Origin of the sequence: Emticicia sp. CRIBPO, assembly GCF_009905725.1 — a bacterium.
Classification (GTDB): Bacteria; Bacteroidota; Bacteroidia; order Cytophagales; family Spirosomataceae; genus Leadbetterella.
Genome location: NZ_JAAAKV010000001.1, coordinates 540632 through 553320, shown reverse-complemented (window position 1 = coordinate 553320; position 12689 = coordinate 540632). Strand labels below are relative to the sequence as shown.

The following is a 12689-nucleotide window of genomic DNA, read 5'->3' as shown; positions in this document are numbered from 1 at the left end:
TAAATTTTGAAAAAGCTATATTTTTAACCATAATTATTTAAATCAGATGAAGTTACCTATTTATCAGATCGATGCCTTTACCGACAAAATTTTCGGAGGCAATCCTGCGTGTGTAGTACCCCTGGAAAGTTGGCTGCCTGACGAAACCCTTGTGAAAATTGCGGCCGAAAATGCAGTGGCAGAAACGGCCTTTTTTCTGCCTGACGGTGATGGTTTTCACCTCAGATGGTTTACCCCCGAGTTGGAAATGGACCTCTGCGGTCACGCCACACTGGCCACTGCCCACACTTTAAAAGCCATTTTGAACTATGAGCCGGAAGTCATAAAATTCAGGTCAAGAAGTGGTGAGTTGAAAGTAAGCAACACCGGAAACTTATATACCCTTGACTTTCCGTCGAGGATGCCCATCAAAGCTGAATTGCCTGATATTATTTCAAGGGCTATAGATATTCAGCCTTCAGAAGTATTAAAAGCAAGGGATTATTTCCTGGTTTTTGAAAGTGAAGAAGATATTAAAAACATAAAGCTGAACAGACTATTGCTGGATGAAATTGACCTTGCCCCCGGTGGAATTATCCTGACGGCACAGGGCGAAAAGGTAGATTTTGTGTCGAGATTCTTTGTGACACAGTCCGTTAATTTTGAAGACCCGGTCACGGGCTCAGCCCACTGCTCTCTCATCCCTTTCTGGGCTGAGCGGTTAGGGAAAAACCAGCTGAATGCCCTGCAGCTGTCAGAAAGACAAGGCAAACTCACCTGTGAAAATAAAGGCGAAAGGGTACTGATCTCAGGCTATGCCCGGACGTATTCAGAAGGATCTTTTTACCTGGATTGAGTTCTTGATAAATAAGAAAGCGGAAGTTCTGTGTATTTTCCAGGGCTTCCGCTTCATTTATTCGAATATTTCAGGGTCCTGACAGCGGTTTTACGGAAGTTTAACGTTAATTTCATACCTAAGTAAAACTAATACCATAGCTCTATGCCCGTCAAATCTATAAAATCAAAATGGCAAGTCAGTTGCACGGGTTTCTTAATCGTCTTGTTTTCAATGTCTGCCGAAGCACAGGAGAAAAAAAGATGGCTTTCCAGATTGGTGTATAAATTGGTTATTGATACCACTTCCTCCGAATCCCGCAGTTTCAGGGTATATCCCACCATTGCTTATTCACCTGAAACCAGCTTTGAATTCGGCTTTTCTTCGCTGATGTTGTTCAGGGCTAAGCAAGATACCTTAAACCGCCTGAGCGAAATCAACGCCTTTACTTTTGTGACGTTGAGGCAACAATACGGTTTGTGGTTTGATAATGCCATTTACGGCGATCAGGACAAGTGGTTTTTCCTGGGCAGGACAAGGATACAGCGTTTCCCGCTTTTATATTACGGCATCGGCCCGGTTACTCCCGGCAATGCCCCCGCCATTGTAGATGCCAATTATATCCTTTTCCGCCAGCGGGTGCTGAGAAAAATAGTGCCCAACTTATTCTTCGGGCCGGAGGTGGATTATCAGCTTTTATCAAAAACAGAGTTTAAACAACCCGAAAACCATGCTCCTTATCCCTTACCGGCGGGCAGCAGCGGCACGGAAAATCTCGGAGGGGGGCTCGCTTTGGTTTATGACAACCGCCATAACGTTCTCAATGTCAGGAAAGGATTCTTCGGAGAAATTGCTTTTTTGAATTATAACAAGACTTTTGGGAGTGATTTCAGCTTTCATTCATGGAATGTCGATTTCAGGTCATTTCACCCCATTCGCAAAAATAACGTGATTGCCTGGCAGGTGACGGGTAATTTTATCAACGGACAGGTGCCTTTCAACCAGATGGCCCAGATGGGCGGAGATATGATGATGCGGGGTTATTACCAGGGGCGATACCGGGACAAAAACCTGGTGGCGGCACAGGTAGAATACCGCATGCTTCCTTTCAGTTTCAGCAGGAGGATAGGAGGGACGGTCTTTGCGAGCCTTGCCAATGTGAGCCCTGCACTGGACCAGATGATGATCAACAAAACACGCCTGGCCGGAGGGGCAGGATTACGCTATCTTTTATTCCCTAAAAAAGATATTTTCCTGAGGTTCGACCTTGGATTTACCGAAGAAGGCCCCGGCTTTTATATTTTCACCGGAGAGGCATTCTAGGGAGGAGAAGGGAGGAAGGACAAAGGAACATTGTCTATTGTCCTTTCTCTCTGTTTGCAAGTATATATGAGACTCTTCCGCATCTTTTGTCCATCTTCCGTTGTCATTTCTTACCTACGTCCACTTTTCTTTCCTCCATTGTCATTTTTCGAGGTCCGATATAAATATCCTTTTTCCGTTGTCCTTTCCTCCTTTCTCCCCGTCCGAACTGGCGGTCAGGCCGGGCGGGCTTCACCTAACAGCCTTCACAACACTCTTGACAAACTCCACATGGTTGAAACCTTTACCCGGAGTACAGCCAAGTCTGACAATGACCATCTCTTTTGACGGGATGACCGTCACAAACTGGCCTTCAAAACCATCTGCAAAAAAAGCATCCTGCGGGAAAGTTTTATCCCGGTGGTCAACCCAGAACTGAGCCGCATATTTACCATCTGAATGGGGTGTTTCTGTCGAAGAATACTTTACCCAACCCTCCGGCAGCAGTCTTTCACCGTTCCAGATGCCATCCTGCAGATAAAACTGGCCGTACTTGGCCCAGTCGCGGGCATTGGCATACATGAAGGAAGACCCCACGTAAGTTCCTGAAGCGTCAGGCTCCAGCACTGCACTCTTCATGCCCAATTTATGAAACAGCCTTATATGAGGAAACGCCAGGTAGTCTGCATGCGTTTTGAATTGTCTTCTGATGATTTCCTGCAGGATATTGGTCGTGCCGCTCGAATAAGACCAGACTTTGTCGGGATCAGTGGCGGGTTTGCTTTGAATGGCATATTCACCGGCGGCTTTTGATCTGAAGAGCATCTTCGTGGCATCGCTCGGTGCCGCATAATTTTCTTCAAAGGCCAGACCGCTGCTCATCCTGAGTAAATGGTCCGTGGTGATCTTGTTTCTGGCATCTGCCGCCCATTCTGCCACCGGGGCAGGTTTTTTAATGTCAATTTTCCCGTCTTTTACCAGTAAACCGATCAACGTACTCGTCACACTTTTGGTCATTGACCAGCCCAGCAAAGGGGTGCCCTGCGGAATGTTGTCGGCATATTTCTCGGCGATGATCTTGCCTTTGTAAAGTACTACCACGGCTCTTGTACGCTTGATGTTTTGCGGGTCTTTTTCTGTGAAAACATCTTCTACGGCCTTGGTAAGAGCCACTTTATCGATGGAAGCATTTAAAGAATCACCCCATACCAGGTAGCTTTTCGCGGAATCGGCCGGAGGCACACCCGGCTGTTTCCGGATTTCTTCTTCAGTCAGTTCGTTCACTAAAGTACAGCCCAGCCCTTTTCTGTAAATGGCTTTGGTCTTTGCCAGACCGTAGATGTCTACACTAACGGTTTTATTTTCTTCGTCCACCGAAATATTGGAATAGGGTACAGCATATAAATCTTCGTTTTTGATGCTGTTCAGGTCCCTTCCTGAAACAAACATGCACGAGCAAACGGTTTTCGCATTATACGAAGAGCCTATGTAGGCATATTGAAGGCCAAAATAAAAACCATAAGCAAGGGCTGAGATTACGAGCACACCTATCCCAAGGAAGATTTTTTTAGCAGTTGACATAATTCTTGTGTTAAGGGTAAATTGATTATTAATCCAAGTTAATACAAAATTCCAATAATCGGGAAACCGACCGGGCTTTCCAGGCTGATTTGGTCACAATTTTAGTGAAAAAAAAATCGGCCCGGCTGTCGGCAAATGCCACCCGGTTTGTCGATAATCTCACTCCGGTTGTCGAACAGGCCGGTATTCAGTCTAAACCCTCATACCCTTTTGGCTGTCATAGAAGCAAAACAGGCAGTTAATTTCCTGAATTTTTAACCAAAAAAAAGATTGAAATCATGAAAAAGTTATTGGTAGTATTCGCCATCTTTATCGCCGGCTTGTCGGCAGAAGCCCAGGTTAAAATCAACGTTAACATCGGTGTTCAACCAGCCTGGGGACCAACAGGGTATGATTATGCGGGGTATTATTATTTCCCTGAAATCAATGTCTACTATGATGTGACCAGTGAGCAATACGTTTACTTTAACAACAGACAGTGGATACACGCTTACAGACTTCCGTCTTATTTCGGTAAACCGGATTTGTTCAGAATGTATAAAGTGGTGATTAACGAGCGTAATCCATACCTGAACAACAGAATTCACGTAAGTCAGTACTCAAAGTTCAAAAAACAATATAACCAGCAGGTCATCAGAGACAGCAGAGAAGAGAAATACTATCAAAGCAAGTTTCACCCGAAACATGACCAATGGGAAAGAGAACAGGTAGCCAAAAACTATCACAAAAAAGACAAAGATGTGAAAGTGGTTGTTAAAAATGATGTGAAAGTAGTTGTTAAAGAAGATAATCATTACAAAAACGATAAGGGCAGAGGTAACGACGGAAGAAATGATTACAGTAAAAATGACAACAGCAACAATAGAAATAGCAGCAAGAAAGAGGATAAGGGAAGAGGTTCATACGGACCGAGATCCTGAAACAAAAACAGCGGGCCATAGACCCGCTGTTTTTTTATGTTATCCTGTTTTTCAGATCAGTTCAAAAATAACTTCGATTTCTGTTGTGATGTTTCCCGGCAATGAGCCCATGCCCACTGCACTTCTCACACCTATACCGTGTTCTTCTCCCCAGATCTCAGCAAAAAGCTCACTGCAACCATTGATCACATAAGGATGGCTGCCGAAATCAGGAGCAGCGTTGACCATACCCAACACTTTAACCACTCTTTTGATCCTGTTCAAAGTACCCAGGTTTTCTTTAAGGGTAGAAAGGATGGTCAGGCCCACCTGCCTGGCTGAAGCCTTGGCAAACTCGATGTCTACTTCAGAGCCCACTTTACCTACAAACTGGGTGCCGTCAGGTCTGTTGGGGCCATGTCCCGAAACATAAAGAAAATTATCAACAATCAGGCAGGGCTTATATACCCCGGCCGGTTTTGGAGCTTCAGGTAATTCTGATCTGTACTTCTCCAGCTTAATATCAGCAGTCATTTAATATATGTATTTATTATTTTAAAGCAAAGGTAATACTTTTTGGAGAACCAATACCCCGAGAAGCCCTACGATAGAAACGATGGTTTCCATTACCGACCAGGTTTTGATGGTGTCTTTGATGCTCAGGTTGAAGTATTCCTTAAACAACCAGAAACCACCGTCATTGAGGTGCGAAAACATCAGGCTGCCTGCCCCGATAGACAATACGATCAGTTCGGGCTCTATCGAAGTCTGCGATTTAATCAAGGGTAAAAGGATGCCGACAGCGGTTAAACCGGCAATGGTGGCAGAACCCACGCAAACCCTGATAAAGGCCGCAATCACCCAGCTGAGGATCAAGGGGTTGAGATCAAAATGTTTGAGTTGCTCACCGATATAAAGGCTGGTGCCGCTTTCTGTCAGTACTTGTTTTAAAGCCCCGGCTCCGGCAATGATCAGCAGGATAGGAGCTACGCTTTTGAAAGATTCTTCCAGCAGTTTACTGGTTTGTGAAATCGTTTTTCCCTGTCTGATGCCCAGGAAATAAATGGCCGATAATACAGATACCAGCATCCCTACATAGGGCTCAGACAACAGGGCGATTATTTTAATGCCCGGAAAATAGGATTTAAAGGACGCAGTGAGTGTCAGCAGGATCACCGGAAGCAAGGCCACAAAAAGGCTGACGGTAAGGCTCGGCTGCTCATTTACCGGGATTTCCTTTGTGCTGAATAAACTCGTGTTGAGCGTAGGATTGTATTTTTTTAAGGTCTTTCCGAAAAGCGGTCCGGCAATGGCAATGGCCGGGATCGCAATGATAATACCGTAAATAAGGGTTTTACCAAGGTCTGCATCCAACTGACTGGCAATGGCCGCCGGTGAAGGGTGAGGGGGGAGGTATCCATGGGCCACCGACAATGCTGATAACATCGGAATACCGACATACAGCACAGGCAGACGGGCCGAAGTGGCAATGCTGAAAATCAAAGGGACCACGATGATGAAACCTGCATTGTAAAAAAGCGGGATGCCGATCACAAAACCCGCCAGGGCAAGTCCCCAGGTCAGGTATTTTTTACCGAAAAGGTCCAGCAGTTTGGAAGTGATCCTTTGAGCGGCACCACTTTCTGCCACCAGTTTTCCGAGCATACCTCCGAAACCGATGATGAGGGTCAGGTCGCCGAGCGTGCCGCCGATGCCTGACTGGATGGCCTTCCCGATGACAGGGATCTCGAGCCCGCTGACGAGCCCGAGTCCGATGGCCACAATAATGAAGGATATAAAAGTATCAAGTTTGACAAGCGTAATCAGAAGAATCAATACCAAAATGGCCAGTAACGTAAACAATAAAGGCATAGAAAGTATGTTTTAGGGTTGAACAAAGTCCCAATATACATCAAAAACCTAAATATTCTTCTAATTTTTCCTTTAATTGTGATGGTGTAAACGGTTTCGTAATAAAGTCGTTCATGCCCACCGACAAGGCCTTGTTTTTCTGATCCAGTAAAGCCGAAGCCGTTAACGCGATGATGATCGTATGCTGGTTGATATTCTCCGAATTCCTGATGCTGATTGTCGATTCATAGCCATCCATGACCGGCATCTGTAAGTCCATCAGTATCAGGGAATACTTCTTCTGAAAGGTCAGCTCCAGGGCTTCCTTGCCGTCATTGGCGATTTCGAAATCAATGTCAAACTTGCTCAGTACTGTTCTGATGTATTTCTGATTGGTCAGGTTGTCTTCCACCACCAGGAGCGGATCCAGTCTGACATCGGCTTTCTGATTGATTTTCTCAATCACTTTCACTGATTTCTGGGCAAATTCGTGGTTTTGGTCCAGATCAGAGTTGTATTTTTTGAAAGGAAGCTGGAACGTAAACGTCGTTCCTTCTCCTTTTTTACTTTCCACACCGATCTGCCCGCCCATCACAACGATCAACTGTTTGGTAATGGCCAGCCCCAGTCCTGTACCGCGGTATTTTTGTCCGGTATCGCTTTTGATCTGCTTGAATTTCTCAAAAATGGCATCAAGATTGTCGTTACTGATACCGATACCGGTGTCGTACACCTTGAACTCAATCCACTGGACCGTCGGATCATCCTGTTCGATCAGCTTTGCCTGCAGACCGATGGTGCCTGATTCGGTGAATTTCTCTGAGTTACTCAGTAAGTTCATCAAAACCTGGTTAAAGAGGGTTTCGTCACCGATAACCGCCGGATTAAGTTTTTCGTCAATATGGGTCTCTATTTTTACCGGTTTGTCGCCCACCTTCAGCTTGAATGTCTTCCTGAGGGTGTTCAGGTTAGCAGAAAGGTTAAACGGTTTCGGGTGCAATTCGATCTTGCCCGATTCAATTTTGGCGATGTCGAGAATATCGGAAATGAGGGATAACAGGAAGTTGGCCGAAGAATTAAGGGTATCCAGGTAGTCGATCTGCTCATTGGTCGGCTTGGTGTCATACAGCAGGTTGGTCATCCCGATGATGGCATTGAGCGGTGTCCGGATCTCATGACTCATGTTGGAAAGGAACTGCTTTTCTGCTTCCTGGGCTTTTTCTGCCAGGTTTTTGGCCTTGGCCAGCTCTTCCTGGAACTGTTTCTGTTCGGTGATGTCATAATGAATCCCTACCGAACCCACCACGTTGCCGTCATAATCAAAAACAGGGCCGCCGCTGATGAGCACCCAAAGCCGCTCTCCGTTCTTTTTCCTCAGCTGCACCTCGTAGTTGCCCACCCGGCCTTCAAGCCTGTCATTGTCTTGCCTCAGCAGGGTTTCTTTAAACTCCTCGGGCGTAAAAATCTCCATGGCATTCTTCCCGATCAGTTCGGCTTCCGTATAGCCGCTCATGCGGCACATCTGGTCATGGGCCCGTATGATTTTGCCGTCCAGGTCCACTTCCAGAAACCCGAGTTCCATGTTTTCCATGATACCACGGTATTTTTCCTCACTTTGTCTCAGGATCAGTTCCGTCCTTTTTCTTTCGGTAATATCTCTTGTAAAGGCAATCACAAAGCCCTGGTTCTCAATATTAAGGTATTTGGCACTGACTTCTACCGGGTATTCGTGGCCGTTTTTTCTCACATGGCGGCCTTCAAGTATTTGTTGGTCCACTTCTTTCAGTTCGGCCACATGTTCTTCCCATTTGCTGTGATCCTGAAACATGATCTCCACGGTCCCTATATGCTGACCGATAAGTTCTTCCTTGGTCTTTCCCAGGCGATTGGCCGCTTCTGTATTAATAAAACGGATGTTTCCGGTTTCATCAATAACATGCATGGCGTCACTCGATTCATCTATCCAGGTAAGCAGCTGCCTGATCTGAGCTTCGCTTTTTTTCCTTTCACTGATATCATTCTGAATAGAGAAAAAGCCTTGTACGTTTCCGTCGTCATCTTTCAGCGGGCTACCCTGGATATTGATCCAGACAGCTTCCTTTTTCTTATTATAAATAATAATATCTTTATCAATCGGCTTTTGCAGGAGAATGTCCGTGACTATCTCATTGAGGGTTGTTTCGTCAGACAGCGGCCCGCGAAGGAGCCACCAGGGCCTCATGCCCCGTGCTTCGTCTGCTGTATACCCGGTCAGCCGGATAAACCCGTCATTGACCCATTCTATTTTACCTTCCAGGTCAGTGATCAGTACGCTGCTGTCGGTCTGGCTGGCTACCAGCGACAAAAGCTTGATTTCTTTCTGATTGTTTTTGAACTCAGTGATGTTTTTACCTATCCCGACAATTCCCAGTATATTTTGATTTTCGTCAATAAGCGGGAATTTAGAAGTATTGAGGACAGCCTTAAAACCTTTTTTATTTTCAAGGAACTCTTCAACATTCAGCATGGGAAGCCCTGTTCTCAATATCTCTTTTTCGACCTTGGTAGCATGATCTGCCAGTTCCGGGGGGTAAATTTCTGAATCAGTTTTACCCAGAATTTCGGATTCTGAATCATAGCCCGAAAAAAACAGGTCGGCCTTGTTGGCCACCAGTTTTTTTAAGGAAAGGTCCTTTAGATATATGGAATCAGGAATATGATCAATGATGGTTTTAAGCAGAAGTCTTTCTTTATTCAGCTCTTCTTCGGCAAACTTCCTTTTCTGAATTTCCATGGCATTGTTGAGGGCCTGGCCCAGAAACTGGATGACCGGAATGAGCTCATCAATGACATTATCTCCGAAAGCTTCTTTTCTGCCCAGTATCAGGAAAATTTCCGGATTGAGCGAAAACAGATAATAATTAAGGCCATTTTCTGAAAGTTCTGTCAGGCTGCCGATTTTGCCGGACCTGATTTCTTCAAGCACTTTTTCACGGAAAGTGGGCCATTCTTTTGTTTTTGATAATGAGATTGGTAATATAAACTCAGATTTTACCTTTCCCTTATCAGTGTGAAAAACCAAAGCAACCGTACAGTTCAGCCTTCTCAGGTAAAGAGGCAGTGTTTTTTTGAGTATTTTATTATAATCTGTTTCACCCCCGATAACAAGTGTTAATTCTAGCAGGATTTCTTTTAGAACTTTACTGTTTACGTCAATCATTTTCAAAAATGCCCACTACGGCTGTTTTATTATAAATTTCCAGATAAGAATTCCCGAAATTCGCGATTTCGCCTAAAGTTAAAGCTCCGAAAGCAACGTTTTCTGGGTCCAGTGCATTTAATTCCTTATGAAAATTTTCATCTAAAAATAGTGATCTGGTAATGCAATCTATAACAAAAATCGAACCTGAATTCTGATTTCTGATATTATTTTGTGCATATGCTTTGGCTAACCCGGCCCCTTCAACAAGATTCTGCTCTTTTGCGTAGACAATATTAATATAAGATCCTTGCTCAACGGCGTCAAGGGTAAAGATAGAGCCGTCTTTTTCCATGAAAGGGTCCCGGACAACCATCTGAGAATCAACTTTATTGATCCCGAAGGGATAAGATTTGACAAAATCCCCGAATTCAGATTTTTTGAAAAGTTTACCTGAATGTTTTTCTACCACATACTGATACACTTCCATGGCCGGTTTCCAGTTGAGACTGATGATCTGGTTGTTGACAGACTCCGTCACCTTGAAAGAATCACTGATGGCTGTATAACCATGATCTACGCCTATAGAAATACTTCCATCATACAAGCCGATAATGGCCGACGACTGGACCAGCCCTTCATTGGAATATATGCTCGGGATATTTTCAAAACTCAGGGAACCGGCACCACCGCCGATGTAAGCCGGGAACATCCCGAAATAATTATATAAGGAATCGATCAGGCCGGTCTTGTTGAAATGAAGGGCGTCTGTAAACAAAAAAATACTTTTTCCTTCCGGGTTATCATCCTTAAATTTTTCACTGATCAATTCATATATTTGCTCTTCGGAATTATTACCTTCAAAAAGGAGCGTTTTAGTTTCTTTGTACAGGCCGACAACGATCATTCCTGATTGTTTTCTTTGACCCTGATAGATGAGTTCGGGGAAAAGTCCACCAAATACGGGTTTATTTAAACGTTTTAAAATCAGATCAATATCTGTTTTTGGGGTGTGATCTTTATCGCATGACAAGATAAGGATACTCTTGATTTCAGGATCCAGGTCACAGGCCCCCAGGGTTTCTGCTACCGGCGAAACGTCCAGTGGGTTTTGGATAAAAAAAGTTTTCATGAGTTTTAAGACAGGTTGAATTATTTAGGGACATTAATTTCAAAGTTTTTATAAATTTATAAGGTGGCATTTTTTTTGCACTGAAAAACAAAAAGGTAATTATGAGTCAAGATCTAACTTTAGTAGATACAAAACATCTTCAGGAACTATACGGCGAAGATAAAGAAATTTTATCAATAATTTTTGAGTCTTTTTTAGAGGATTCTTTACTGATCTGGAATCAGATCGGCACTTTAATTGAATTGAATAATTTTAACGAGGCCGGTCAGAAAATCCATCAGATCAAGCCTAACTTTTCTATGGTTGGCCTTACCGGCATATATCCCCTGATACAGGAATTTGAGAGGGTAGTAAAAGATTTTAACGGTTCTGATAAAGCCGGTCTGAAGGCCGCCTATGATAACCTGGACGCTAATGTGCAGGCAGGAGCCGGGAATATCAAACTGAAAATGGAATCGCTTTAAGTAATAGCAGGATAGTTTTTTATCCATAATGTGCTCCTGATATAAAAAAACTCAGGTGTTGATCTTACAGGAATTCAGAAGGAAGTTTCTTTACTGAAGCCGTAGGTTAATGCCTTACATGTAGCCGGAATCCGATTTGCAAAATAGCCAGCCCGTATGACGGTAGTTGTGTCATACGGTTAATAAAAATTACATTCATGATCCCTTTCCTGATTTTCGTTTTTTGGTTTTCTCTCTTTCTGGTTTTTTACACTTATATAGGATACGGCATCCTGATTTATGTACTGGTCAAAATCAAAAAAGCTCTAGGCAAAGCCTATAAAAAGGACTTTGATGATCAGTATCTGCCTGAAGTGACCCTCATTATCCCGGCTTATAATGAAATGTCATGTATCAAGGAAAAAGTCGAAAACTCACTGGGACTTGATTATCCGGCCCATTTGCTCAGGCTGCTGTTTGTGACCGAAGGGTCTGACGACGGCACCACAGAATTTGTCAGGGAACTGTCTGGAAAAAATGCTTCTGTCCATTATCTCGGTGGCAGCGAAAGACGAGGTAAGATTGAGGCGATGAACATCGCCATGAAAACCGTTTCTACGCCCATTGTCATTTTCTCTGATGCCAATACGACACTCAACAAACTCGTCATTAAAAATATCATCCGTCATTTTAAAGATGCCTCAACCGGGGCAGTAGCCGGGGAAAAAAGGATCATGATGGATGACAATGAAGCCGCTGCCGGAGCAGGAGAGGGGCTTTACTGGAAATACGAATCTTTCCTTAAAAAACTGGATACCGAACTCTACTCTGTAGTCGGTGCGGCCGGTGAACTCTTTGCCGTCAGGACTGAGCTTTTTGAAGAAGTAGAGAAAGATACGCTGCTTGACGATTTCATGATTTCACTTCGTATTGCTGCCAGGGGATTCAGGGTCATTTATGAGCCTGATGCCTATGCAAGCGAAAGGCCTTCTTTTTCAATAGGTGACGAACAGAAACGCAAAGTCAGGATTGCTGCCGGAGGTTTTCAGTCGATTGCCAGGCTCGGGTTTCTTTTAAACATTTTTAAATACGGCTGGTTGTCATTCCAGTACGTTTCGCACCGGGCGATGCGTTGGGCGGTGGCACCTTTTTGTTTACCGTTGATTTTTGTTGTGAATGTAGCCCTGGTTGCCTTGTCGGCTGACATGATTTATATTTATTTTCTGGCAGGACAAATATTGTTTTATGGCCTCGCGATCCTGGGTAATTACTTTGAAAATCGTAAAATCAGGATAAAACTGCTGTTCGTGCCTTATTATTTCTCTTTTATGAATTATTGTGCCATCAGGGGATTTTTCAGATATCGCAACGGGCTCACCTCAGGCATCTGGGAGAAGGTCCGCAGGGCTGAATGAGAAAAGGTAAACGGCTGGTGCACAATAAGATGCAGATATATCGGGATTCTCAGCCAAAAATCATTATTTTTCGT

At 44.1% G+C, this 12689-nt stretch carries 10 protein-coding genes; 5 read left to right on the top strand and 5 right to left on the bottom strand.

The window, feature by feature from the left end:
- The first annotated feature begins 46 nt into the window (after positions 1-46).
- Positions 47-835, top strand: a complete 789-nt coding sequence (locus GVN16_RS02455) for a PhzF family phenazine biosynthesis protein (RefSeq protein WP_166562237.1) — start codon at positions 47-49, stop codon at positions 833-835.
- 213 nt (positions 836-1048) lie between these two features.
- Positions 1049-2137, top strand: a complete 1089-nt coding sequence (locus GVN16_RS02450; RefSeq protein WP_166562236.1) for a BamA/TamA family outer membrane protein — start codon at positions 1049-1051, stop codon at positions 2135-2137.
- A 231-nt stretch (positions 2138-2368) separates the two neighbouring features.
- Here the strand turns inward: GVN16_RS02450 and GVN16_RS02445 are convergent, their stop codons facing one another.
- Positions 2369-3697, bottom strand: a complete 1329-nt coding sequence (locus tag GVN16_RS02445; protein WP_166562235.1) for a serine hydrolase — start codon at positions 3695-3697, stop codon at positions 2369-2371.
- A 278-nt stretch (positions 3698-3975) separates the two neighbouring features.
- Between GVN16_RS02445 and GVN16_RS02440 the strand changes: the two genes are divergently transcribed.
- A complete protein-coding gene (locus GVN16_RS02440; RefSeq protein WP_166562234.1) occupies positions 3976-4617 on the top strand; it encodes a hypothetical protein in 642 nt (213 codons plus the stop codon).
- A gap of 51 nt (positions 4618-4668) precedes the next feature.
- Here the strand turns inward: GVN16_RS02440 and GVN16_RS02435 are convergent, their stop codons facing one another.
- Genes GVN16_RS02435 through GVN16_RS02420 form a run of 4 tightly spaced genes read right to left on the bottom strand, consistent with a single transcriptional unit; the run spans position 4669 to position 10757 of the window.
- Entirely contained in the window at positions 4669-5130 is a 462-nt protein-coding gene (locus tag GVN16_RS02435) for a RidA family protein (protein ID WP_166562233.1), read from the bottom strand.
- A 21-nt stretch (positions 5131-5151) separates the two neighbouring features.
- A complete protein-coding gene (locus tag GVN16_RS02430; protein ID WP_166562232.1) occupies positions 5152-6468 on the bottom strand; it encodes a gluconate:H+ symporter in 1317 nt (438 codons plus the stop codon).
- A gap of 40 nt (positions 6469-6508) precedes the next feature.
- On the bottom strand, positions 6509-9646 hold the full coding sequence (locus GVN16_RS02425) for a PAS domain-containing sensor histidine kinase (RefSeq protein ID WP_166562231.1): 3138 nt from the start codon (positions 9644-9646) through the stop codon (positions 6509-6511).
- Entirely contained in the window at positions 9639-10757 is a 1119-nt protein-coding gene (locus tag GVN16_RS02420) for an FIST signal transduction protein (protein ID WP_166562230.1), read from the bottom strand. Before GVN16_RS02420 ends, GVN16_RS02425 begins: the two co-directional genes overlap by 8 nt.
- 101 nt (positions 10758-10858) lie before the next feature.
- Here GVN16_RS02420 and GVN16_RS02415 point away from each other — a divergent pair, with 101 nt between their 5' ends.
- The gene (locus GVN16_RS02415) at positions 10859-11221 is read left to right on the top strand and encodes an Hpt domain-containing protein (RefSeq protein WP_166562229.1); all 363 of its coding nucleotides are present in this window, start codon (positions 10859-10861) and stop codon (positions 11219-11221) included.
- A gap of 197 nt (positions 11222-11418) precedes the next feature.
- Entirely contained in the window at positions 11419-12615 is a 1197-nt protein-coding gene (locus GVN16_RS02410; RefSeq protein WP_166562228.1) for a glycosyltransferase family 2 protein, read from the top strand.
- The last annotated feature ends 74 nt before the right edge of the window (positions 12616-12689 follow it).